At 42.3% G+C, this 23,918-nt stretch carries 22 protein-coding genes; 12 read left to right on the top strand and 10 right to left on the bottom strand.

Features of this window, described 5'->3' with window-relative positions; translation table 11 throughout:
- From ACYVM0_RS03085 to ACYVM0_RS03060, 6 genes are all read left to right on the top strand, one after another.
- The coding region (locus ACYVM0_RS03085; RefSeq protein WP_460552291.1) for an REP-associated tyrosine transposase at window positions 1–585 on the top strand (585 nt) is incomplete at its 5' end.
- Between the two features lie 588 nt (window positions 586–1,173).
- Window positions 1,174–1,707, top strand: a complete 534-nt coding sequence (locus tag ACYVM0_RS03080; RefSeq protein ID WP_460552288.1) for a DUF4268 domain-containing protein — start codon at window positions 1,174–1,176, stop codon at window positions 1,705–1,707.
- Between the two features lie 101 nt (window positions 1,708–1,808).
- Window positions 1,809–2,243, top strand: coding sequence for a hypothetical protein (locus ACYVM0_RS03075; protein ID WP_460552285.1), 435 nt, complete (start codon window positions 1,809–1,811; stop codon window positions 2,241–2,243).
- Between the two features lie 52 nt (window positions 2,244–2,295).
- Window positions 2,296–3,462: a hypothetical protein gene (locus tag ACYVM0_RS03070; protein WP_460552281.1), complete on the top strand. Its 1,167-nt coding sequence runs from the start codon at window positions 2,296–2,298 to the stop codon at window positions 3,460–3,462.
- A gap of 137 nt (window positions 3,463–3,599) precedes the next feature.
- A complete protein-coding gene (locus ACYVM0_RS03065) occupies window positions 3,600–4,676 on the top strand; it encodes a fatty acid desaturase family protein (RefSeq protein WP_460552278.1) in 1,077 nt (358 codons plus the stop codon).
- Window positions 4,677–4,765: 89 nt separating this feature from the next.
- Window positions 4,766–6,085: a right-handed parallel beta-helix repeat-containing protein gene (locus ACYVM0_RS03060; RefSeq protein ID WP_460552275.1), complete on the top strand. Its 1,320-nt coding sequence runs from the start codon at window positions 4,766–4,768 to the stop codon at window positions 6,083–6,085.
- 87 nt (window positions 6,086–6,172) lie between these two features.
- Here the strand turns inward: ACYVM0_RS03060 and ACYVM0_RS03055 are convergent, their stop codons facing one another.
- Window positions 6,173–6,586, bottom strand: a complete 414-nt coding sequence (locus tag ACYVM0_RS03055) for a hypothetical protein (protein ID WP_460552273.1) — start codon at window positions 6,584–6,586, stop codon at window positions 6,173–6,175.
- A gap of 206 nt (window positions 6,587–6,792) precedes the next feature.
- On the opposite strand from ACYVM0_RS03055, the gene ACYVM0_RS03050 reads away from it, so the two are divergent.
- The 4 genes from ACYVM0_RS03050 to ACYVM0_RS03035 all read left to right on the top strand — a co-directional run bounded on the left by ACYVM0_RS03050 (window position 6,793) and on the right by ACYVM0_RS03035 (window position 11,202).
- Complete coding sequence (locus ACYVM0_RS03050) at window positions 6,793–8,160, top strand: M16 family metallopeptidase (protein ID WP_460552270.1); 1,368 nt, start codon at window positions 6,793–6,795, stop codon at window positions 8,158–8,160.
- 6 nt (window positions 8,161–8,166) lie between these two features.
- Entirely contained in the window at window positions 8,167–9,471 is a 1,305-nt protein-coding gene (locus ACYVM0_RS03045) for a M16 family metallopeptidase (RefSeq protein WP_460552267.1), read from the top strand.
- A complete protein-coding gene (locus ACYVM0_RS03040) occupies window positions 9,468–10,148 on the top strand; it encodes a GNAT family N-acetyltransferase (protein ID WP_460552264.1) in 681 nt (226 codons plus the stop codon). Before ACYVM0_RS03045 ends, ACYVM0_RS03040 begins: the two co-directional genes overlap by 4 nt.
- 175 nt (window positions 10,149–10,323) lie before the next feature.
- Window positions 10,324–11,202, top strand: coding sequence for an aldo/keto reductase (locus ACYVM0_RS03035; protein WP_460552261.1), 879 nt, complete (start codon window positions 10,324–10,326; stop codon window positions 11,200–11,202).
- Between the two features lie 149 nt (window positions 11,203–11,351).
- Here the strand turns inward: ACYVM0_RS03035 and ACYVM0_RS03030 are convergent, their stop codons facing one another.
- Window positions 11,352–14,528 (bottom strand): T9SS type A sorting domain-containing protein, encoded by a 3,177-nt coding sequence (locus ACYVM0_RS03030; RefSeq protein WP_460552258.1) that lies wholly within the window; start codon window positions 14,526–14,528, stop codon window positions 11,352–11,354.
- A gap of 253 nt (window positions 14,529–14,781) precedes the next feature.
- On the opposite strand from ACYVM0_RS03030, the gene ACYVM0_RS03025 reads away from it, so the two are divergent.
- The gene (locus tag ACYVM0_RS03025) at window positions 14,782–15,273 is read left to right on the top strand and encodes a DUF6790 family protein (protein ID WP_460552255.1); all 492 of its coding nucleotides are present in this window, start codon (window positions 14,782–14,784) and stop codon (window positions 15,271–15,273) included.
- Window positions 15,274–15,279: 6 nt separating this feature from the next.
- On the opposite strand, the gene ACYVM0_RS03020 is transcribed toward ACYVM0_RS03025, so the two are convergent.
- Together ACYVM0_RS03020 and ACYVM0_RS03015 are read right to left on the bottom strand one after the other, a co-directional pair.
- The gene (locus tag ACYVM0_RS03020) at window positions 15,280–15,771 is read right to left on the bottom strand and encodes an SRPBCC family protein (RefSeq protein ID WP_460552252.1); all 492 of its coding nucleotides are present in this window, start codon (window positions 15,769–15,771) and stop codon (window positions 15,280–15,282) included.
- Between the two features lie 20 nt (window positions 15,772–15,791).
- Window positions 15,792–16,271 carry a DinB family protein gene (locus ACYVM0_RS03015; RefSeq protein ID WP_460552248.1) on the bottom strand — a complete coding sequence of 160 codons (480 nt, stop codon included), beginning with the start codon at window positions 16,269–16,271 and terminating at the stop codon, window positions 15,792–15,794.
- Between the two features lie 566 nt (window positions 16,272–16,837).
- Here ACYVM0_RS03015 and ACYVM0_RS03010 point away from each other — a divergent pair.
- Entirely contained in the window at window positions 16,838–17,008 is a 171-nt protein-coding gene (locus ACYVM0_RS03010; protein WP_460552245.1) for a hypothetical protein, read from the top strand.
- Between the two features lie 87 nt (window positions 17,009–17,095).
- Here the strand turns inward: ACYVM0_RS03010 and ACYVM0_RS03005 are convergent, their stop codons facing one another.
- The 6 genes from ACYVM0_RS03005 to ACYVM0_RS02980 form a co-directional block, all read right to left on the bottom strand.
- Window positions 17,096–19,780: a T9SS type A sorting domain-containing protein gene (locus tag ACYVM0_RS03005; protein ID WP_460552242.1), complete on the bottom strand. Its 2,685-nt coding sequence runs from the start codon at window positions 19,778–19,780 to the stop codon at window positions 17,096–17,098.
- Between the two features lie 231 nt (window positions 19,781–20,011).
- Window positions 20,012–20,542, bottom strand: a complete 531-nt coding sequence (locus tag ACYVM0_RS03000; protein ID WP_460552239.1) for a phage tail protein — start codon at window positions 20,540–20,542, stop codon at window positions 20,012–20,014.
- Between the two features lie 28 nt (window positions 20,543–20,570).
- Window positions 20,571–21,092 (bottom strand): phage tail protein, encoded by a 522-nt coding sequence (locus ACYVM0_RS02995; RefSeq protein WP_460552236.1) that lies wholly within the window; start codon window positions 21,090–21,092, stop codon window positions 20,571–20,573.
- Between the two features lie 25 nt (window positions 21,093–21,117).
- The gene (locus ACYVM0_RS02990; protein ID WP_460552234.1) at window positions 21,118–21,639 is read right to left on the bottom strand and encodes a phage tail protein; all 522 of its coding nucleotides are present in this window, start codon (window positions 21,637–21,639) and stop codon (window positions 21,118–21,120) included.
- A 173-nt stretch (window positions 21,640–21,812) separates the two neighbouring features.
- Window positions 21,813–22,751 (bottom strand): methionyl-tRNA formyltransferase, encoded by a 939-nt coding sequence (locus ACYVM0_RS02985; RefSeq protein WP_460552231.1) that lies wholly within the window; start codon window positions 22,749–22,751, stop codon window positions 21,813–21,815.
- Between the two features lie 3 nt (window positions 22,752–22,754).
- A complete protein-coding gene (locus ACYVM0_RS02980; RefSeq protein WP_460552229.1) occupies window positions 22,755–23,888 on the bottom strand; it encodes a type 1 periplasmic-binding domain-containing protein in 1,134 nt (377 codons plus the stop codon).
- Window positions 23,889–23,918 lie beyond the last annotated feature (30 nt).

The raw sequence follows: 23,918 nt of genomic DNA, 5'->3' as shown, positions 1-23,918 counted from the left end.
CCCAATTCTCTTTGTCATACAACCCACGCCACCGCATTTTCATCTGTAAGAAGAAATACTTCTCCCATGCCTGCACTTTACCCCGAATACTGGCCCCAATTTTTTACCGCCACCATTTTAGAATGGAAACCCTTACTGCAGCAAGATGATATCAAGCAGATCATTGTAAAAAGTCTTCGATATTTAGTACAGCAAAAAAGAATACAATTACATGCGTTTGTATTAATGTGTAACCATTTGCATTTAATCTGGCAACCCTTACCACCACAAACCTTACAAAGTATTCAACACAGTTTTTTAAAATATACAGCCCAGGAAATGAAATTGTACCTGCAACAATACAATGCGGATTTTTTAGCGCAGTTTAAAGTACAGGCCAAAGACAGGCTGTATCAATTCTGGGAACGCAACGCCCTGTCGATTGAATTACGTTCTACAAAAGTGTTCAATCAAAAACTCAATTATATTCATCAGAATCCGGTTAAGGCCGGGATATGCGTTTTGCCGGAGGCGTATTTTTATTCATCTGCCAGCTTTTATTGTACCGGTGTGGATGAGTTTAAAATGTTGGTTCGTGCGGATTAATGCAGCAGTGGTCTTTTAATGTTGTTACGCTTCATGTTTTCGTAATGTTGTTGGTACGCCAACGCTGCTTTGCTTTGCTGCATACCAACAATGGCGGGGTGCGGATTAATGCAGCAGTGGTCTTTTAATGTTGTTACGCTTCATGTTTTCGTAATGTTGTTGGTACGCCAACGCAGCTTTGCTTTGCTGCTTACCAACAATGGCGGGGTGCGGATTAATACAACAGTGGTCTTTTATAGTTGTTACGCTTCATGTTTCGTAATGTTGTTGGTACGGCAACGCTGCTTTGCTTTGCTGCATACCAACAATGGCGGGGTGCGGATTAATGCAGCAGTGATCTTTTATAGTTGTTACGCTTCATGTTTTCGTAATGTTGTTGGTACGGCAACGCTGGTTTGCTTTGCTGCATACCAACAATGGCGGGGTGCGGATTAATGCAAAAGTGGTCTTTTAATGTTGTTACGCTTCATGTTTTCGTAATGTTGTTGGTACGCCAACGCTGCTTTGCTTTGCTGCATACCAACAATGGCGGGGTGCGGATTAATGCAACAGTGGTCTATTAATGTTGTTACGCTTCATGTTTTCGTAATGTTGCTAGTACGCCAACGCTGCTTTGCTTTGCTGCATACCAACAACAGCCGGTTACGGGCAAAGGCGATATTATTTTATCTTGCACCCATGTATTCCAAAACAGAAACAGCACAATTAACCACTCAATTCTGGACCAGCCTGGGGCAATACCTTAAACCGGTACCATCAGCATCAGGTGGGCCTGTTAACTGGATCAATTATAAAACAGGCGTCCGTTACATTCATTTTAAAATGGAGGTTGATACTAACCGGGCTGTTATTGCTATTGAAATTTCGCATCCCCATCCGGCAGAAAGATTACAGTGCTACCATCAATTTGTAGCACTCAAAAAAATACTGGCACCAGCATTTAACTGGCAATGGAATGAAACGGTGCATACCGGCCATAAAACCATCAGCAGTATTTCATTGCAACTGGATCATGTAAATATATTGCACCCCGCTGACTGGCCTGCTATCATTAGTTTTTTAAAGCCCCGTATCATTGCGCTGGATGCATTTTGGGATATGGTGAAAGATGGGTTTGAGTAACGCCGGTTTCAATATCTTTTTAACCGCAGTATATACTTTGGTAAACCCATACTATCAGTAATTAAAATGCTATTTTTAGGATGCAATTGCAAAATGAAATAATGGATACCCTCATTAAATCAATAATAATTAATAGTACGGATGGTGTTTCCGAAACTATTGCTGCCGAGTTTTTAGAATACGGCACGTACAGGATTATAGAGAACCCGGTATTTAGTTTTCAGATTAACTACGGTACAATTATTGACGCCGTGACTGATGCAAAAGGAGAATTAGTATTCACCCAAATTGTAAGGGCTTCAGATTTTAAAACCAGGAAATTTTTGTTAAGCACCTCATTGACAGAAGCTGCATTAAGGGCAAAATTAGGCCAACTTGTACTTGATGCAGGTGGCATGTGGGAGGTAGTGTTTGGTGGTATATGCTTTGTCCATATTCCTGAAAATTCAGCTTTTGACCTTGATGAATTATTTAAGCAGCATGATTACTACCCCACAGAAATTACTGATGATACTACAACCGAATTACCAGGTTAAACAAAAACTATCAACATACTTTAAACCGTATCATTACAACTACAATCAACACATGAAGCAAGCCCTTACTTTTCTCCTCCTCTCGCTCTCCTTCTATGGTTACAGCCAGGAACCAGCCATTAAAAGATCGGCCATATTTTTTGACAATGCCGGCAAGTTTCCCGAAGAGCTGGGAGTGGTGAGAAACTGGCTGCTGGATTTTACGTCGCAATTGCCGTATATGTACAGGAACGGAAAGTCGAGTGCCAATAACGATGCAGAGTTCAGGCAGTTTTCTTTTGGCAGTAAAAAGGCACAGCGTTTTGCCATTGGTAACTCGGGCTGTTTTTTTGAAACCGACTCCATTCCCGTGCCGCTGAATGTGCAGTACGAAGGAAAATGGAAGATAGCGGCTTACGATCCCTCCTTTGAGCTGAACGAATTTAAGCCCGGCAATAATGAGCAGATCTTTACCACATCGTTATTGCTATACAATATTTCGGAAGAGCAGGCCGTGGCGCAGTTTTTAAATAATTATGTACCCCATAAGGATCATCCTGTGCTGGAACAATTGCTTGCAGATGTGGAGCATTGGAGTGGCAAGAAGCTGGATATTAAATATGATAATAACCTGCGGCTAAAATCAGTTACGCAGGAAATTTACAGCAAGACCAATGAATATGCTTCTGCAGTATGCTATAAAATTTACCTGAAGGATAAAGACCATAAAAAAGAAAGTGAAAATCTCAACCGTTTTTTCAGGTCCTTTTTAAGCGTAGATGCGATCCGCAATTTTTTTGATAAGGTAACTCCGGAAGGGAAATTCTATTTTCAAAAACAAGGGATATCGGTAACGCTACCCAACAATATTTTCCTGTACGTGGATGATAAAAATAAGCCGGTGCCTGCCAGCCAGGTTTCTTTTACTGCAAGCTTTGATTTTGCATCCTATAAAATTTTTTATGATGATAATGACAAACCTTATTTTAACCTGAAGTTTGAGAAGCTGCATTTTAAAAACCCGGTTCCTTCTTTTCAGTTTAAAGAAGAGTATACACTAAATAAAAATTATTTTAAACTCTTTCCTTTTAAACAAAGGCGGACCTTTACCATTAACGAGGTAAAGGAAATAAATTGCCAGTTGTATGAAGGCTTTTTTAAAGTGTCTGTTGTAATAGATGAAGGGCATGATTCTGTGATACCTTTTATGGTACTGGAAAAAAAGGCCAGTTATAAATAGAGCAGTGTTTTATACTTTTTGAATAAGGGGCTATCCCTTTCCTCATCATAACCATCATCAGTACATTTTATGATGTTCGTCAGTATTGAACAAATCATTTTAAGATATTTTCCGATTTTTAAAATGTAAAATCAACAATGAATAAAGTACAATTTAAATCGGAGCAGAAAACAGAAAGAGAATTTGTAAATACATTACGCAAAAATGTAAGCGACTATTTTAAAACCAATCATATTTCTACCAAGGCCAATGCCGCCATGGTTTTTAAAACCGTTGTAATGGTGCTGGTATACATTGTACCCTTTGTGCTTATTTTAACCATACCCATGCCGGCATGGGCAGCACTGTGTATGTGTATTGTAATGGGTATTGGTATTGCAGGCGTGGGCATGAGTGTAATGCACGATGCCTGCCATGGCGCCTACTCCAAAAAACATTGGGTGAACGATATGCTGGGCGGTAGTTTATACCTGCTGGGCAGCAACGTTTTAAACTGGAAGATACAGCATAACGTACTGCACCATACCTATACCAATATTGCCGGGCTGGATGAAGATATTGCTGCAAAAGGGCCCATCAGGTTGGCCATGGAAACCCCGGTAAAAAAGCACCATAAGTTTCAATTTATTTTTGCCTTTGTTTTTTATGGTATGATGACCATTGCAAAACTGATCAATGATTTTCCGAATTTATTTAAATATAACAGGAAAGGCCTGGTAAGGGAACAGCACGGAAACCTGAGATCTGAATTTATAAAAATGGCGCTTAGAAAACTGGTATACCTTGCCGTTATATTCGGTCTGCCATTGTGGCTCACCAATTTTAAGTGGTACCAGGTACTGGTTGGATTTATTGTTATGCATTGGGTAGCCAGCATGATCCTCAGTTTTGTATTTCAATTGGCCCATGTTGTAGAAGGTGCAGAACAACCTTTTGAAGAAAGCGAAAATTATTCCAACTGGCATGTACATCAACTGAGAACCACAGCTGATTTTGCCAGGAACAATACATTACTGGGTTGGTATGTAGGTGGACTGAATTTTCAGATAGAACATCATTTGTTTCCCAACATCTGCCATATTCATTATAATAAGATTGCGCCCATTGTGCAACAAACAGCATTGGAGTATGGCTTTCCCTATAATTTAAAACCCAGTTTTGCCAGCGCTTTTTCGTCGCATATAAAAATGCTGAAACAATTGGGGGGTCATTAACAGCAGTAACTGCGGTGCCCCACCCTATACAACAGGATGGTATATTTTAACTATCGGCTATTTTAGCAGTCTATTCCTATTATAGCTATATGAAAAAAATACTCTTCTTATTGTTGTTATCCATAACGCAGGTGTCATTTGCCCATATTTATTATGTAGCCGTTGATGGTAACGACGATAATGCCGGTACTAAAAGCCAGCCCTTTGCCAGCATTCAAAAAGCACAGGCGGTGGTACAACCCGGCGATACCGTGTATTTACGGGGCGGCACCTACAACCTTACCGAAGCACAGGTAGCAAAAAAAGAAAGAGGCTATGCCTGTGTAACTTACCTGGATAAAAGTGGCGTTGCAGGCCGGTATATCAGCTATATCAATTACCCCGGCGAAACACCGGTGTTTGATTATGCCACGGTAAAACCAGAGGGCCTGCGTGTGGCAGCATTTTATGTAACCGGTTCTTATATTCATTTAAAAGGGTTTGACGTAACAGGTGTACAGGTAACCATTAAAACCCATACCCAATCGGAATGTATAGAAAACCACGGCAGCAATAATATTTACGAACAGTTACGGCTGCACGATGGTATGGCCATTGGGTTTTATTTGCTGGCAGGTTCCGATAATCTTATTCTTAATTGCGATGCCTACCGCAACTGGGATTATTTTTCGGAAAATGGCAGGGGCGGCAATACTGATGGTTTTGGCTGCCACCCCAGGGCGGGCAGTGTAAATAATGTTTTCAGGGGATGCAGGGCCTGGTTCAATAGTGATGATGGTTTCGATCTTATCAATGCTGCTGAAGCCACCACTTTTGATCATTGCTGGGCTTTTTATAATGGCTTTAATAAAGATTTTGTAAGTGAAGGCGATGGCAATGGTTTTAAAAGCGGCGGTTATGGTTTAAAAAAAGTGGGTACAGAAATTCCCAACCCTGTTCCCCGTAATACCATACAGTTTTGTGTGGCGGTACGCAATAAAGCCAATGGCTTTTATTCCAATCACCATACGGGCGGCAGTAATTGGTATAATAATTCGGCCTGCCGCAACAGCTGCAATTTTAATATGCTTAACCGCCTTACAGATACGGCACAGGATGTGCCGGGATTTGGCCATACGATGTACAACAACCTTGGGTATAAAGGAGGAAAAGAAATACTGCAGATTGATATGGCCAAATGTACTTTAGCCAATAATTATTTTGATGTAAACCTGCAGGCAACAGAAGCCGATTTTATAAGTCTTGATGAAAGTTTATTGACCGCCCCACGCCAGGCAGACGGCAGCCTGCCGGATACTGATTTTATGAAACTTAAAGCAAACAGCCAGTTTATTGATAAGGGAAAAGTTATTGGTTTTTCCTTTAAGGGTAAGGCACCGGACCTGGGAGCGTTTGAGTATAGTAAATAAAATATAACGTTCCTGTTTTGAATGTACGGTTATTAAGCATTACTCATTATTGCAGGATTGAATTGCCTTTATGAAGACACATGACTGTCAGGTTTCATTGGAATCTTCTTCTTCCGTAAATGTATCTGCCTTTTTGTTATCAATACAGCACAGATCGAACAAGCCCAATAGTAATAACCAAAAAGCCAGCATATAGGCTATTTCTGTATACCGGGTGCGGAATGACATAAGCAGGTAAATGGCGATGGCTGACATGGTTATTGAAAAGCTGCCTGTAATAATTGCGATGATCTTGCTTTTAGGATGTCCCTGCAATTCCTTTATACATAATACCAGGTTTAGTATCAGGTATATAAAAAAAAGAAAGTTAACCAGGAATTCAATCGAATTAAGATGTCTCTCTGCTCCTGCTACTTCAACCAGGCTATATCCAAAAAGTATTATTACCAGCAATCTCGAAATAACCCATAAATAATAACTTGAGTAAAATAAATTTTTCAATGCCTGTATTTTTATGGTAAGATAAAATATTTTATTATTATTTCCCGGTTATTGCTATTAAATGCAGCAATATTCCAGGTATAATGATAACCATCTTCCGATCTCATTTAGTAAGCTTCAGCATTAATATCTTATAAACAGGTTTTGATATTTAATTTATTTACCTATTTTTAATTTTATTATTCTGATAATCTTCATTAATCCATATGTACTACAAACTGATACTGCTACCCTTTTTTGCCTGCTTGTTTTTTTCAAACTGTTTTGCGCAACCCAAAGTTCCGGAACATGTTTTTTACCAGAAGCTTGCCAATGGACTGGAAGTAATGGTGCTGGAAGATCATACCATTCCCTTCTCCACCATTGAAATTGCCTGTAAAAACGGTTCCTTTACAGAAGACAGTGAGTATAACGGCCTCAGCCATTTGTACGAACACATGTTTTTTAAAGCAAACAAGGAATATAAAAGCCAGGAAGATTTTTTAAAAGCCACTGATAAACTGGATATGGCTTATAACGGGCAAACGCTGGAAGAGAACGTTACCTATTACTTTACACTGCCTAAAGAAAATACCATCAAAGGCCTTGAGTTTATGAATGCGGCCATCCGCTATCCTAAGTTTAAGAAAGCTGATATGCTGGAAGAAAATCCCATCGTAAATGCAGAATTTCAGCGGCAGGAATCAAGCCCTTATTTTGTGTTGATAGATACCCTTAACCACCTGCTGTGGGGTAATAGCTATAGCCGCAAAAATATCATCGGCAATCATGATGTTATACTTTCGGCCACACCTGAAAAAATGGAAACCATCAAGAACAAATTTTATTATCCTAATAATTGCCTGCTTGTTGTTGGCGGCGATGTGGACCATACCGAGGTTTTTTCTAAAGTGGAGGACATTTATGGTTCCTGGAAAAGTTCGTCATTTGATCCTGCAAAAGAATACCCGGTACCGGAGATAGCGCCTTTAAAAAAGAGCAGCTTCGTGGTAATTGAATCGCCTATTGCAGAGTCGCCGTTGCTGATCATGCGCTGGCACGGGCCCGATATGCGGAACGATATACAGGGCACTTATACTGCCGATGTTTTTTCTTATATCCTTAACCAGCGCATGTCCAAATTAACACAGGCTTTGCAGGAAACGGGCCTGGCCAATAATATCATGATCAACTATTATTCTCAAAAATATGTGGGGCCCATTACATTTTCTGTTTCTCCCAATCCATCTAAAATAAAGGAATGTTACCAGGCCATGCAAAAGGAAATAGAAAAATGGGATGAGGATGATTATATTTCGGCTAAACAATTAGAACGGGCTAAAAATATATTGTACATCACCCAGGTAGAAGAACGGGAAGAAGTGGAACGGTATGTTCACCTGATCTCCTTCTGGTGGGCCTGTGCCTCTACCGACTATTATACTTTTTACCGTGAAAACATGAGCAAGGTAACGCCTGCTGATATAAAAAATTATGTAAGAAAGTATATCAAGGGCCGGTTTTCCTGCACGGGCCTCATCATACCAAAAGGTTCAGGCCTGCCCACCGATCCCAATTTTTATTTTTCAAAATAATTTATCATGAAAACTATTTTTTTTAAATATTTCGGCGTAGTTAATTTATGTATGCTGTTACTAATAACGGCTACGGGTAATGCACAAAGTAATACCATTGAGTTTACTGCAGGCGGCCTTAAAGTGATATTGCGGCAAACACAAAAGGAAACCCTGGTGATGAGCATGTATTTCAGAGGAGGGGCATCTAATTACACTCCAGCCAATGCAGGTATTGAATCACTGGCATTATCTGCTTTAACAGAATGCGGTACTGCTAAATACCCGGCCAATGATTTTAATGACCAGGCAGATGAATACGGGTTACACCTGGCAGGCATTGCAGATAATGATTATGGTGTGATGAAACTGAGCTGCATTTCAAAATATACTGATGAAGCATGGAAACTATTTTCTGCAGCCATTACATCTCCTGTGTTTGAAACACAAAAATTCAATCTTTTAAAAGAACAAAAGATCAATGACCTTAAGGAAGAGCAATCTGTGCCTGATGCCCGGTTAAAATGGTTTGCGCAGGAGTTTGCATTTTTTGGAACCCCTTACGCCATTAATCCATCCGGCACTGTGGCCAGTTTGCAATCTTTAAACAGGGATGCAGTAAAAGATTATTATTACAATACATTGCTTAATAAAAACAGGATGTTCCTGGTGGTAGCAGGCAATATTTCCAGGGAAGAACTGGAGAAGAAGATACTGGAAGCCTTTTCTTCTATTCCGGCTACACCATATACAGCAGCAAGTATTGAAAATGCTGCTTTTACACAGGAACTTTATAAAATAGAAAGCCGGAGCCTTGCCACTAATTACATTGCTGGAATAATTAATGCACCTTGTTTAAACGATCCCGGCTACCCTGCTTTTCGTTTGGCGGTAAGCCTTTTAAACAGTGCCATGTTTGATTATATCCGTTTAAACAAACAGCTTTCCTATGCGCCTTCGGCATCCATGTCAGAAGGCAGGCTTTCGTATGTTACGTTATATGCCAGCACCACGCAACCAAAGGAAACCGTAAAGGCCATGCGTTTGCTGTTATCTTACATGAAAAATAAAGTGTACACCGAAAAAACGATTGAGAATGTACGAAAATCTCATTTGCATGCTTATGCAAAACGGCAGGAAATAATGTCGGAGATAGCCGATCAATTAGGCAATGCCGAGATAATGGGCGACTGGAAATTGGCAGAGAACCTTGCTTCCAGGATGAGTACAGTAAATGCTGAAGATGTGCAGCGTGTTTTTACCATGTATGCAAAAAATGTGAACTGGGCGTATATTGGTGCGCCTGAACAAGGTAAAGAATCATTTAAGTGAACCACCCGTTACATAATCCTGTTTATAATGCCTTATGCTCAGGCGACAAGCACCTTGGTGCTGGTAACGACACGGTAAAGTTTTTTGATGCCGCCGTATCGCCGTTTGCCGGCTTTGATGAAAATTACACCCGTGGTTTTAACGAACTGTATGATTTGCTGCCGGCAGGCCGCAAAATTCTATATGCCATTCCCACGCCTGTACCGGCACCCAATGGCTGGCAGGTGCAGCACGATATAAAAGGATTACAATTTGTTTATGAGGGAAGTAATGCTATTAAGAATGATTTTGCCCATGTACAACCATTAGGCCAAATGCATATTGAAGAGATGGTGGCACTGGCAACACTTACCAAACCCGGGCCATTTGGAACCGGCACTATTAAGTTTGGCTATTACCATGGCATATTTGTAAATGATAAACTGGTTGCCATGACCGGGCAACGGCTGCATGTACAACAGTATACGGAGATCAGTGCCGTATGTACACACCCCGATCACCTGGGTAAAGGGTATGCCTGCACGTTATTACAGCACCAGCTGCAACTGATACTGCAACAGGGCGGGCAACCGTTTTTACACGTAAGGGAAGATAACGAGCGTGCTATTGCCTTGTATAAAAGGTTGGGGTTTGCTGTTTCCCGGCCCATGAATTTTTATTTTATGAAGCGGCTGTAAGCATTTTTACCAGGCGGCGTTTTACATTTTTTTTGAAAAGCGCTTTACACAGCACCATGGCAACACCGGATATTTGTATTTTGCAAATAATAGATTGAACTTTACAACTGCCACCACTCTTTTTTACCTCAATTTTGTACCTCAGAAAAATTATCACTATCAAAAACGGATCGATATGAACATTGACACTATTACTATTGCCGGAAAATCCGGCCATCCGCTAACCGTAAAACGTTTTGGCTATGGTACCATGCGCCTTACCGGGGAAGGCATCTGGGGAGAACCTGCTAACCGCCCCGAAGCATTGCAGATATTGAGACAATGCATCAGCAGTGGCATTAATTTTTTAGATACCGCCGATTATTACGGTGATGATATCACCAACCGCCTGATAGCAGAGGCACTGCATCCCTACACTAATGACCTGGTGATATGCACCAAAGTAGGCGGAGCCAGAAAACCGGATAAGAGCTGGATACCTTTTAACACAGCGGCAAATTTGCGCAGCAGCGTAGAAAAAAACCTGCGTACTTTAAAACTGGAGCAATTATCATTGGTACATTTCAGGGTAATTGCCGGAAGCGATACGCCATTTGAAGCATCCATGGCAGCCATGTTTCAATTGCAGCAGGAAGGAAAAATTTTGCATGTGGGTGTAAGTAATGTAAGTGCCGCAGAATTAACCACCGCATTATCGATGGGGCCAGTTGCCACGGTGGAAAATATGTATGGGCACGGACAGCGCACCACCATTGATTTATATGGCTCGGCTAACCGCGGTGGCGAAGAAGTACTGGCTATTTGTGAACAAAATGAAATACCGCTGGTACCCTATTTTTCTTTGGTACAATCAATGCCTAAACAGGATGACCGCATAGCTGTAATAGCTGAAAAATATAATGCCAGCCCGGTGCAGGTTAACCTGGCGTGGTTGTTACAACGCTCACCCTGGATACTGCCTATACCCGGAACCTCATCATTACAACATTTTGAAGAAAATTTAAAAGCAACTGAAATTAAACTTACTGATGAGGATATGCGCTTTTTGGAATAGGCCCGGGAGCAAAATAGTACTGCATAAAAAAATCCGCCTGTGCAGGCGGATTTTTTTATATAAATTGTCTCAGATTGAAAAGTCATCAGCTTGCAGATACAGGCTTCGCAATACTTTTGTACAGGTACAGGATGTGCTGTTCCGGAACACTATTGAACTTTCAATACCTTCTGTTGCAACACTGCATCAGCTGTACTCACCCTGATATAATAAACCCCCTGTGCCAGTTTACCCAGGCCGTTTAATTCGATGTAATTATTTCCTTTTTTGCCTTCCATATTTTTGGTGCTGCATAAACGGCCCGAGAAATCGATGACCTGTAATTGCAGCGCAGTAGCCTTGTTGAGGGTAACGGTGATGCTCACTTTTTCAGTAAAAGGATTAGGAGCAACGTTGCTGATGCTTACATCACCATTCCTGCTGCTGCTGATAACTACCACATTGCTGTAAGAGAATTTTCCATCATTGTCAATCATTTTTAAACGGTAATAGCTGGTGCCTGCTGCCGGTGCCAAATCGGCATAGCTGTATTCAGTTCTGCTGCTGTTGATACCTGTTGCATTTTTTACCGCAATCACAGTAAAGTTACCGCCGGTGGTACTGCGTTCAATTTCAAAACGGCTGAGGTTTATTTCGTTCTCGGTTATCCATTCCAGTAAGTTATCTGCGGCTTCTTTTTTCCCGGTAAACTGCAGCAGGTATAAGGGTAATGTTACCGGGTTAACCACTACAGTGCTGGTGGCAGAAACTGCATTACATAAAGTAACACCAGTCATAGATGTGGCACTCACTTTTATTTTATAGGTACCCGATGCATTAAAAGCATCGGTACTTAAGCTGAGGTTGCCGTTGGAAGTAGCCCATTTACCCTGCCCGAACGATTGGCCGGTGGCTGAATCGGATAACGCATAAAATGTACCGATAGCCGCATTGGTAATGGTTGCCGTAATGGCCTGGTATTGGTTTACGGTGCCGCTGCTGATGGAATATGCAGGTGCAGTAGGCGAAGGTGTACATACAATGGCCAGCGCAGAGGCCGGGCAGGCTACCTCCTGCTTACTGCTTTCCTGTACACCAATTTTTAAAACACCATTGGCATATAATGTATTAGTGGGTAATGTATTTACGGCAATGGGCCCCCAGGCTGCGTTGGTGGTATTGGTAGTGCCAATCAATTCCCCATCCAGGTAAAGGTTAACCGTGGTGGTTGTAAACGAACCGGTAAGTGTACCGGAGATATTGGCTGTACCGGAAGTTACAGGGCCGGTGATGGTACCACATCTTGCAGCAGCTGTTGCAGTAGTGGCAGCATAGGTAGCCGAATTGGAGCTTACGCCGCAACTACCGTTTTGTGCATTGGCATAGTATGAAGTGGCCGCAACAGCATTATAGGTAGCGGGTGTGGTACCGGCATTACCGGTAGACCAGCTACCATTAGCCTGTACAGTGGTAGTAGCCACCAACGTATTGGTGGATGTATATACCCTGATGGTAGTGCCGGCAATTTCAGTTGATGTACCCGTTACTGGTGCACCTGCAGTAACCTGGCTATTATTATCTGCATTTATCAGCGGGGGTTGTGTATAACACCCTACCGTGTACACGATAGTCTGGCTTTCGCATTTACTTGTACTTACAGTACCCGTATTTAGTTCCACCACCAGGTACAATTGCTGCCCGGCTAAAAGATTTAAACCTGAAAAACTAAACACTCCCCCAACAGTAGCAGTAGTGTTTTGCGTATTGATGCCATTGATATACAGATATACTATTGCATTGGCATCGGTAGTACCACTGATGGTTTTTGTTGCCGTGGTAAAAACAGTATTTGCCGGTGCAGTAATAGTTGGTGCTGCAAGACTACCTGCCAATGCAGACCCGCCATTACCCGCTGCACAGAAATAAGCAGGCTGTGAATTACAACCGGTAACATTATCGGTATAATATATTTTATAAGAGCCAGAAGTAAGTGGTGCGCCCGAGGTGCAACCTCCTGAATAGATCCAGGTAATAGCAGGGCTGGTACCGGTGTTGGCACCAAACAATGCACTGCTGTTGGTTACGCTGTTGTCCAGTACATTCCTGGTCACGTTATCTACATGAACCGTCCAGCCGGTACTCAGATTGGTTCCTCCCACCCCTTTGCTGCCGGAGCTGCAGGTTAGTACAGGCGTTGCCGGTATATTTGAAGAAGTACAGGTGGAGGCGGTTACTGCATTACTGGTTAAGCACATGGTTTCTGCGGTGGCCAGCGCCTTGGCAGTGATAACATCTCCGTTTATAAGGCTGATATTATTGAGCGTCCAGGTATTACCCGAACTTACGTTACTGACAGTACCTACCGACAGACCGTTTTTATATACGGTAATTGTTGCTGTGCCGGCAGCTCCGCTAAGTACCGATTTTGTCCAGGTACCGCTGATATTTACAGTGCCCGTTGCAATGGGACTGTTTACCAATGGCGCTGCAGTACACATGGCTGTGGGGCAGGTTGCCGGTGTGGTAAAGATGTTACATGCCGGTTGTGCATTAATGAAGTCTTCATAGTTATTACCGGATACACCATATATATCCGAGCGTGGCCCGCCAATAGCGGCCTGTGGCGACATTACGGTAGTAGCTGTCATCCGTATCGTTGACCCTGTAGTTAAATTAAAGGGTGCAGCCTGCAGATCAGAAAAAGGAATATAAAAATCAATTAAAAAATCAGGGTCTCCATTATCGTTAGATGAGGCCACAGAAACCTGCGACATATCCTGCCAGTTGGTATATTGTTTTACCAGCACCGGCGATATGGTTCCATCCACATTATAAATGGCAATACGGGAATTGGTTTCCAGCACTACCTCAATTTCAAAACCGGGATTGCCATTAATGCCGGTGGTGGCCGGCAGGTAATTAGGATCTGCATTGGCTCCGGTGGCACCAAATTTTCCATCGGTATCCATTAATATACTATATCCTTTGGAACCCGGAACAATGGAACCCAGCCTCATCCTGAACATGAGCTGGTTAGCGGCAGAAAAACGGTAGTATACCCCACTGCCTGATGTATCCGGTACAAAATCAGAAAAATTATGATTGGCACCTCTTGCGAGGTCGCCGAATGGCTCTACCGGGTATGCCTTAATTGCAGTATATAATAACTCTGAATTTATTACATCGTTATTACCAAAGCCTGCTGTAGTTGCTGCTGTGTAACCATCTCCATTAGGGTCCAGTACTGCCCTTCCACCCACACTGGTGGCCTGACGGTTTATAAAACCGGGCAGTTGAGAAAAGGCGTGGCTACCGGTAAGTAGTACATACAGCACTGCGAATGCCATAATAAGTTTAGGGCTCAATTTCATTGATTCAAGGTTTTTTCAATGAACGGTAGTTTTATATTACTATTGCAATAGTTTAAACAGATTAGTATTAAATAGAAGAATAACTACAGAAGGGCATGCGAAAATACTACAAACTTTTGCCTGTGTTTTTAAACAGCAGACGAACTAAATATTGTGCCGGTTAAATTATAAATATTTTTGAAAATGCTTTTGTAAAGATTATTTTTATTGTAGTTAATATAATTATCCAATGGCAGATAACACTCCCCCAACCGTAAATAAAAAGTACATTATTGTGGTGACTGTATTCACATTCCTGTTGCCACTCCTTTGTACTGCCATAGAAGTAGTTACCCAAAAAAGCGCTGTATTTTCATTTGAGCTGTTGGGCAAATGGTTTATTTTTTCGGCTGTGGGGCTCCGGCTCTTTGTAGCAGGCATCAAACAATCCACCGACCCCGCATTTACTGCAAAAGAAATTTTTCATCTTAATAATCCCGACAGTTTCCCCATCGTAAGGGAATTAGGTTTTGCAAATCTTTGCTTTGGATTAACCGGGATAATTTCTTTGTTTATGCCACAGTGGAGAATGGTGAGTGCATTTGGAAGTGGCTTGTATTACGGCATTGCAGGGTTACAGCACCTTATTAAAAAACCAGCAGGAGCAAATGAAAAATTTGCATTGGTCACTGATATTATTATTTTCTTTTTCCTGCTGGCTTATTTTTTAAAAATGATGTAGCGACCGTTACTTATTGCCGGCCGCTAATTTTTTTTCGTTTTCAGTTTGTGGTTTGCCTTTACCATTTGGCTGGCCAATACCCGTGGTGATAAGGTTGTACAAACTTTTCTGTATGTAAGTTGTCCATGCGCCGCAGCAAATATCATAGCATTCGTACTCCGGAACCAGGCCCTGGTGCGTAAAACGAAGTTCAACCTGGTCGTCTTTTTTTGTTATGTCAAAAATTATGGTTGTTCCCGTCCATTCTGTTTTGTCTGCAGTAAATTTAAAATAGTTTTCTTCCACCAGCCAAACCACTTTTTTACCGGGCACCGCTTCTATTAGTTTTATTTTGCAGCGATGCACATCTTCGTAATGGTAATTGAACACCTCATTAAGTTGTTGGGTACTGCCTTCAATTTCTTGTGACCACCACCCTCTTACATTATTAATGGCATCAAATACTTCTCCGGGAGTTTGTGTTACAACAATTGTGGTTGTAAAATCTGCAGTCGTCATTTTCCTGGAATATTAATTTATTATTTAAGCATTGTAAATTGTCCGGTATGGTATGTTAGATGGGTGGTTCTTGTAAGTAATATGTTTAATTTATTGCGGTGTGGTTCCTTTATAAAATCTTCATCCGAAACGGCGGTATGCTTTTGAAACCAGTCTCCGGGTTGTATAGTATCAAATAGTTGCGTTAAGAACCCGTTCTGTTTTTTCCAGCAGTTCCGCAGTTCCTGTGCCGACGGAATTTCAGTAAGGGTTTTATCCGGCGACTTGATGAACGGTTCATTTAATTCGGGGTATAATTTGTCGCCCAGTCCCATCAATATCAGCATATCATCATGCACGGCAATAAGATGCCCCAGCAGGTATATGCCCCTGTTTTTACCCGGTGCAATTTCTTTTAGCAACTGTTCATCCGTAATAGAGTCAAGAACAGTATCAAAATTTTTTACTGCTCCGTGCCACCTGTCTGTCAGCATCTTAATAATAACCTGGTTTGTGTTCATGTGTATGTTTTTTTGATCAGTTAATTGGTATGCTAAAATTACATCGTTTACTTTGTTATAGCAGGGTGTAAAACAGACTTTCATAGGGTTAATTAAGACAAACTTATTTCGGGAGCAATGACCAGGATTATTTTTTGTACTACGCGGCACTATGCATCGGCATGCTTTCTGATTGCGGTTAATTATACCTATTCTCACAAATGGCTTTTCCCGGTTCGTATTAATTTGTAGCAGGTGTAACCCGGGAAGTGGATTTTAGATGTTCTATGCCTGTAAAAAGAAAAAACCTTCATCGCTGAAGGTTTTTCACAGAAATTGGTAAAATCATGATGGCCAATTGCTGCCACCGGCTTTCATAGGATTGGTTTCAGTTTTTCATAGGGTTCGATTCGGCTTTCACAGGATTGGGTTGGTTTAAGAGATATGGATATTGGAATGCTTTAACAACACAAAGATGCGGCATTAATAAAAAAGCAATTGTAATATACGGCAGGTAAGTTTTGTAGTTGTATTACGAGAGCAGGATAATAGCTTATCCAACAGGGTGCAGTTCAATGTTGTACAGCATGTTTTTTAAAACAATAATACTGTTTGCACAGCAGGCCAATATTATTTACTCAATTGCTGAATACCTGTATGGCACATTGAAATTCATCCCGGCCAAACGGGTGAATGATGACAAGTATTTTTATTGGCTGCATAAAGTTTATTGCATGGTGATACAGCCCGATGTATAAAATAAATACGTTAACAAAAAACGCAGGTGTACATTCAGCACACCTGCGTTTTTGATATTATAGATAAGGGTTTCTCTTACAAAACAATTATTCAATCATGATCTTTCGTATTTCAACAGCATCATCTGTAAATATTTTTACCATATACATACCTTTTGCCAGTGCAGCAGGTAAACTGATGATAAAACTGCCGGTGCTGTTATTTTTATTGCTCCATACTACCTGGCCGGCAACCGTGGTCAGTTCCATTTTACGGGCGGTAATATTTTGCAGGCTTACTTTTATATTCTCTCCCTGTTTAACGGGATTAGGATAAAGCGTAATTTCCTGCGCACTGCTACCGGTTTTTACAAATATGATATCGCTGAAAGTTATCTTGCCATTCTTATCTGTTACCTGCAGCCTGTAATAATATTTGCCTGCTGATATTGTTAGAGGATCGCTGTAGTTAAATAATGTTTTAGACAGGTCTCCCTGTTGTGTATTGATCGTTACAAAATTGCTGCCGGTAGTACTGCGTTGTAATTCAAAACGGCTGCCTTCTTCAGGCTGTGCAATTTGCCACTTTACATTTGCCGTATTATTATTCAGTTGTGCTGTAAACGAAATTAATTTTATTGGTAGCACAAAAGGCCTGGTTTGTATTATAAAACCACTGAAGCCCACTACATCCACACTTACTTCCCAGCGGCTGAAACCTGCATTCCATACAATATTGGCGTCGGGCGGATCGAGCACAACAGCACCTGAAGCATATGATGCCGGCAGGCCTGTACCATTGCCGCTGCTGCCGGTGTATTTACCAATACGTAAATTGGCTTTGCCTGCTGCATCTGCCGGGCCGGTGGGCAGGTTAAGTGCACTGCCGGCATTAGCATTAAAATTATCAAACTCTGCCTGCGAAAAATAAAGTGTCACCGTTCCGGTAGCTGTGGCAGCCCCCGTTGCAGGCGTAACCTGGTAATGCCTTTGTACAAATGGCAAACCACTTACTGTTGGTACCGCCCCTTCTACCCATACCTGACTGGTAACATTACCCGAAACCGGCAATGCACCCGATGGCACTACTTTGCATACTGCCGCACAGGATGCCGCATAATAGTTATTATTAGAAGTATTTACTGCCTGTGTTACGGTATTATTGGCGGATAATGATGGTGTGGTAGCAGTAAGCAATGCGCCGGTGCTGTTAGCGCTGCCGCAACCGTTACCATTTGATGCCACCAGCCTGTAATACCTGCCGTTTACAGTGCTGTTATCAGAAATAGTTAAAGTACCGGAAGTGGCACCACTATATATACCGGTATTAGTAAGCGTTACCGGCGACGAAAATCCTGCGGTAGTACTCTCCTGCCAAACCACCGAGGTCTGGTTGGTAGCCGCTGCAGTAAATGAAACCGCCAACCCGGCACAGGAAGTTCCTGCAGAAGGGTTACTGGTAATAGAGGGAGCCAGAACCACCGTAAGTGATGCTTTTGCAGTAGCATCATTATTAGGTACATTATCCACCACGGCATTGGCACTGCCGGCCCCGCCTGTTACACCTGCTGTAAACGTAACGGTAGCAGTACCGCTGGCCTGTATAGTGGCCTGTGCGCCGGAAAGTGTACCCAGTACCGCATTGGTAAAAGTTATTGGCTGGCCTATTATTGCTCCCAGGTTAGCAACAGAAATAGCTTCTGCAGCTGAATTAGATAAAAAACTGCCGGTAAAGGTAGTGCCAGAGCCGGAGCAAAGATTAGCCGCTGCTGACGAAGCTTTTAACTGCAGCCATTTGGTAGCCGTAATTGTACCGGCAGGGGTACCATTTACAACACTAACATCGTTTACACCCGGGCCGGTGTTTACACCCCACCAGTTATTTTCTGCAATAATGGCCTGGGGTTGTGTGGCACTGCCCCCCGTTTCATAAATAGTATTGCCGCTGGCGGCATTGGCAGCCGTATTGTTGTAAAAGCGGTTATAGCTAACCGTTGAAGTACCAAAAGCATTCGCTATTGCTCCACCACCTACGCCAAAAGTATTTGCTAAGGTCTGGTTGGTAATAAAGGTGCATTGTGTAATTGAATAGGTACCTGCAGTGCCACTGCCTGTAGTATATATTGCGCCACCGGGGCCGCCGGTATTGGTACCTGCTGCTCCGCTGATGGGCCCGGTTTTATTACTTGTAAATTTACAGCCTGTAATAGTGCAGGTGCCTTGTCCGTTATAACTGATAGCTCCCCCGCCACCACCGGTATAGTTATTAGTAAAGTCGCTGTTGGTAAGCGTAAAAGTATGTGCGCCGGCGGCACTTACCAATATTGCCCCCCCGTTGCCAACCTGTATATTAAAATTGTTTATTGCTATATTGGAGAATGTGGTTACAGATCCGGTACCACCTGCCTGTATAGCACCTCCACCACCGCTTATCGTTCCTACCGGGCCGGCGTAGTTCAACGTAAGGTTGCTCATTACAAAGGTAACGGCATTAAGGCCGGTACTGAATATGCGGTTGGCTGTGGTTTGATTGATGGTAAGCACGCCTTTACCAGGCCCGTTTAAAGTAATATTATTACCCACCGCAGAATTACCTACTGTCATCTGCCCCAACGAAAGATTGATAACAGTAATGCTTGCCGGAATGGTAATGATATGCGTACCGGCTATTTGAGTGGAAGCTTCCATGGCCGATCGTAAAGTGACCTGGCCGGAGCCATCCAGCGCATTTACAGTGGGGCTTGTTGCATGCGTATCTGCATTGGAAGTTAAGGTGAAATTCTGCGCAGCCATACTATTGCAAAAAAATATTGCGATAAAAAAAAGCAATGCCTGCTGTTTGCTATTACCCGTAACCCGGGAAATAATCTGAAGCGTAAAGTGTAAATGTTTCATAATTATAAGGCTTAAATTGATCTGGAAAAATATTTTGTTTCTGGCTATCCAAATAATTCATGCTGGTAAAGGGTAATACAAAAATTACGTTGGCTGCAATTGAATTACAACCAACGTAATAAAAAACAATTAAGGCCTTTGCGGATAAATACCTTGTAAGGCAATACAATAATTCATGGCCACATAGGGCGACATATTATTATGCGGTGCGCTTGCGCCTGTATTGGCTAATTGCTGAAAGTTCATAGCAACCGGTGCTGCGGTGTTGGCACTGTATAACACGTTAGCCCTGCTATCGGTTCCAGACGCGGCAAGCACATTATTAGCCGGGCTTGGATCGGTACCGGCATCGTTAAAACAATTAACGGGATGGGCATGCGCAGGCATTTCGTTGCCTAATAACGATACGTTGGCCGAACCTACCGTTTCTCCAATTACATAACCGGTTAAACCATTACCCTGCCCTTGCCCTATTGCGGCCTGCCCCTGCAGGTTAGGCAATGCAAAAGTGGAAGTGCCATTACCACCATAGGTGATACCTAATAAAGAAAATAATGCCGTGTTAGAAGCAATAGCGAGCAATTGCCCGTTACATTGTGCCCAGTTCTTTGGTGCAAAATTGCATCCGAAGACTCTTATTTCTGCTATATATGCATCCATAAAAAAAATTTTAGTTGTTGATGTGTAATTAATTTCTTGAAGGAAAAATTCCCGACAGTGCAATACAATAATTTAAAACAAGGTAGGGCTGAATATTAGGGTGCGCCTGTCCCCCTGCATTTAAACCAATAAAGTTGGCTGCCATTGCTGTATTGTTCTGGGCATTACTGAATAATTGTGCCGTGCCGTTTTGTGCCAGCAGGTTACCGTTAGCGGTAGTTTGATCTGCATTGGCAGAACTGGCCATCATTGTGTGGGTATGTGGCCCCATTTCGGGTACCGACAGGGTATGATTTTCTTCTCCCCCTATCTGCCCCTGGGTATAGTTGCCCCCGCCGGGTGCCTGCCCCATGCCAATTGTTGTTCGCCCCCTTAGATCAGGTAGTTTAAAATTACTGATGCCGTCACCACCATACGTGGTTCCTAACAGTGCGAATAATGCCTGGTTCTGGGCGATTGGTAAAATTTGCCCGTTACATTGTGCCCAGTTTTTTGGCGCATATGGAAAGGCGAAAATTTGTATCTCTGATATGAATTGTTCTGTTGCCATTGTATAATTTTTTTAGGATGATCAATTAACTCTGTTGAGGATAAATGCCCTGTAATGCAATAATGTAATTCATTGCCAGGGAAGGCATAATGTTAGCATGCGGTAACCCTCCCGTTGAGTTTGCAATGGCAACCGGGCTCATTACGGAATTTACCGAGGAGCCTGCAATGTACTCCGATAAGGTACTTTGAGCCGCAAGAAAATTGGCGTTGGGTACATTAGTTCCCGCAGTGCCCGAATTACTTAATACGGTATGAGAATGTGGGGGAATCTGCCCGGGTAGTAAAGTAACCGCTTCCGTTCCTGCTACCTGCCCGATAACATAAGTGCTTAGGCCGGGGCCCTGGCCCTGGTGAATGGGCATTCTGCCCCTCAGATCGGGCAAAGCAAAAGTAACCTGGCCATCGCCGCCATAAGTAGTGCCGATTAAATTAAACAAGGCGTCGTTCTCCGAAATGGGTAACAGTGAGCCGTCACAAAATGCCCAGCCAACGGGTGCAAATGTGCCCCCGAATAAAATTACATTTCCAATAAAAGGATCTTGCATAAAAAAAGGGTTTATAAATGATGAATTTGAAACTTGTTAAATAACACCACTGAAAATAAAAATTGGTGTGTCAAATAAAAACTATCAGAAAAATTCCCTTTTGGTAAGCTCATAAATCTAATAATTTTATATTAAGAAAAAAACACCTGTTTTAAAAAGTGCATATCTTTTGGCTATGCTGCCCCTAACCTGGCCCCTGGCATAATGCCAAAATCCTTCAGGCGTCCTGCCATTAAAAATCCTTCTTCCACATACACCATCTTTACCACCATTGCCTGCCCCGCTGCTGTGGCCACTTTCATCCCTTCCTCATCAATAGAAATTATGGTACCAGGCGCCTCATCAGTTAATGGCAGTAAAGCATCGCAATCAGCATCCAGCAGGCGTATTATATTTTGGTTAAGTTGGGTTACCGCTCCTTTATTCCAGGGATTGCAGGCATTGATCAATGCAATAATACCTGCAGCATCCATCGTTTGCCAGTTAATGGTAATATCATTGGCCGATTGCTTTTTATAAAACTGTGCTTTACTATGGTCTTGCTGCCTTGCCGGAATGCTGCTGCCAAATTCTGCCATTTTCATCAGTGTTGTTACCATTGCCGAAGCCAGCTCACCCAATTTTTTTGACAGCATGCCATAGGTATCGGTAACGGCTAACTGTATTTTATCAAGCATCACTACCGGCCCGGTATCAAACCCGTCATCCAGCTTATGAATGCTTACAGCAGCATAAGGTTCCTTATTTTTTATCTGTTGAAATACAGGATCAGGGCCACGGTATGCGGGCAGCGGCCCTGGGTGAATATTAAAAAATCCCTTTGACAGCAATGTATAAACAGCAGCAGGTATTTTATAAGAGAAAGTAAATACCAGGCCCAGTGCAGGGGCATATTTATCTATGGCCTGCTGTACGGCAGCAGCAAAATTTTCTTTGTTCACCAATACTACCGGCACACCGGCATTTTTTAACAGCAATTGCACCTGCCCGGCAAAAGCACTACTATGCTGCGGTATAACCACCACGGCAAGCTGCTGGTGAAACACCATATCCCTTACAACCGGAAGGGCTATATTGCTGCCGCAGATCAATATCGCTTTTATATCACTCATTGGTTAATAACATAAATAAGTATTCGTCCAGCCCGAAACAGCTCCTTCTGTAGGCATGGAGGTAAAAGCTTTCCATTCAGTGCCCGGATTGTTGATCCATTCTATTTCCGCAACATCAGTCCCCGCCTTTAAACTATATTTTGCAACCGGGGCAATGTAGAACTGTGTTTCACCATCAAGTTGTAATATTCCCCTCGGGCTGTTTATTGTTTTTGTTTTCAGGTGCGCCATCACTGCATCGCCGTTACCAGTACTACCCTGTTGTAACATTATTTCAAGAACCATCCCTGTTTCCCACCCTAACAAAGAAAAAATAGTGGCAGGCCTTGTACAACTATTTACAAACAATGAGTTGGCTTCATTTTTCATTTCAGAAAGCCATGGTAAATAGCCAGTAACTGTATACGCTGAATTGTTTATTGCATTGTTCAGTATTTTTGACGACAACATCATAGGCGATACAAAAAGCTGCAATGCTGTTGCTGAAGCATATTGGTTCAGTAAGGAATAGAATAATGATGCAGGTTTTTCATCAAATACGCAAAGCAGGTTTTTACAATCGGTACTTACTGATAAAAAATCAGTGAGTTGCTTAATTTCAAAACCATCGTCATAAGCCTGGTTGTTAATATAATTATGCCGTATGGTGCCGCCTTGCTGCATAAAATTTTTAATCATGGCTGCGGCATGTAAGTAGCCACAATCATAATAGGTAGTAGCTAATGCTGCATGGCCGTTTGTGCTTGCGGCTGCCAATGCACCTGTAAGCCAGCAAAGAAAAGCATGCTGCAGGTTCAGGTGAATTACATTGGGCTGGGTGATCCAGTTAACAGGGTAATTGGCTCCGGGGTTTACTACCAGCATTATTTTACCGGTAGCTTGTATCAAAGGGTAAAGAACAGGCAATACTTTTTCATCTGCGTAGGCAATCAATACATCTACATCGTCGCTGATGAGTAATTTTTCTGCTTTCTGGTATACTTCTTTTTCAACTCCGCCAAAGGCAATCCCTTCCTTTATAAAACTGATGTTGCCGGAAATGCCCTGCTGTTGAAGGAATACCTGTAATCCGTCCATAAAATCCAACCCGATACCGGGATGTGCAGTAGACAATGGAAAAAGTATTCCTGCTTTCATATAAAAGTCGCTGTCTGGTTAATGTGAAGG

The sequence above is a fragment of the Ferruginibacter profundus genome (genome assembly GCF_054783275.1).
The sequence above is the reverse complement of the archived record's forward strand: the minus strand, read 5'-3'. Positions and strand labels throughout refer to the sequence as shown.

Excerpts from the sequence above, each read along its gene's own strand:
- ACYVM0_RS03080 (WP_460552288.1), top strand. The coding sequence starts at position 1,174 with ATGTTGCTAGTACGCCAACGCTGCTTTGCTTTGCTGCATACCAACAAC.
- ACYVM0_RS03075 (WP_460552285.1), top strand. The coding sequence starts at position 1,809 with ATGGATACCCTCATTAAATCAATAATAATTAATAGTACGGATGGTGTT.
- ACYVM0_RS03070 (WP_460552281.1), top strand. The coding sequence starts at position 2,296 with ATGAAGCAAGCCCTTACTTTTCTCCTCCTCTCGCTCTCCTTCTATGGT.
- ACYVM0_RS03065 (WP_460552278.1), top strand. The coding sequence starts at position 3,600 with ATGAATAAAGTACAATTTAAATCGGAGCAGAAAACAGAAAGAGAATTT.
- ACYVM0_RS03060 (WP_460552275.1), top strand. The coding sequence starts at position 4,766 with ATGAAAAAAATACTCTTCTTATTGTTGTTATCCATAACGCAGGTGTCA.
- ACYVM0_RS03050 (WP_460552270.1), top strand. The coding sequence starts at position 6,793 with ATGTACTACAAACTGATACTGCTACCCTTTTTTGCCTGCTTGTTTTTT.
- ACYVM0_RS03045 (WP_460552267.1), top strand. The coding sequence starts at position 8,167 with ATGAAAACTATTTTTTTTAAATATTTCGGCGTAGTTAATTTATGTATG.
- ACYVM0_RS03035 (WP_460552261.1), top strand. The coding sequence starts at position 10,324 with ATGAACATTGACACTATTACTATTGCCGGAAAATCCGGCCATCCGCTA.
- ACYVM0_RS03030 (WP_460552258.1), bottom strand. The coding sequence starts at position 14,528 with ATGGCATTCGCAGTGCTGTATGTACTACTTACCGGTAGCCACGCCTTT.
- ACYVM0_RS03025 (WP_460552255.1), top strand. The coding sequence starts at position 14,782 with ATGGCAGATAACACTCCCCCAACCGTAAATAAAAAGTACATTATTGTG.
- ACYVM0_RS03020 (WP_460552252.1), bottom strand. The coding sequence starts at position 15,771 with ATGACGACTGCAGATTTTACAACCACAATTGTTGTAACACAAACTCCC.
- ACYVM0_RS03015 (WP_460552248.1), bottom strand. The coding sequence starts at position 16,271 with ATGAACACAAACCAGGTTATTATTAAGATGCTGACAGACAGGTGGCAC.
- ACYVM0_RS03010 (WP_460552245.1), top strand. The coding sequence starts at position 16,838 with ATGTTTTTTAAAACAATAATACTGTTTGCACAGCAGGCCAATATTATT.
- ACYVM0_RS03005 (WP_460552242.1), bottom strand. The coding sequence starts at position 19,780 with ATGGCTGCGCAGAATTTCACCTTAACTTCCAATGCAGATACGCATGCA.
- ACYVM0_RS03000 (WP_460552239.1), bottom strand. The coding sequence starts at position 20,542 with ATGGATGCATATATAGCAGAAATAAGAGTCTTCGGATGCAATTTTGCA.
- ACYVM0_RS02995 (WP_460552236.1), bottom strand. The coding sequence starts at position 21,092 with ATGGCAACAGAACAATTCATATCAGAGATACAAATTTTCGCCTTTCCA.
- ACYVM0_RS02990 (WP_460552234.1), bottom strand. The coding sequence starts at position 21,639 with ATGCAAGATCCTTTTATTGGAAATGTAATTTTATTCGGGGGCACATTT.
- ACYVM0_RS02985 (WP_460552231.1), bottom strand. The coding sequence starts at position 22,751 with ATGAGTGATATAAAAGCGATATTGATCTGCGGCAGCAATATAGCCCTT.
- ACYVM0_RS02980 (WP_460552229.1), bottom strand. The coding sequence starts at position 23,888 with ATGAAAGCAGGAATACTTTTTCCATTGTCTACTGCACATCCCGGTATC.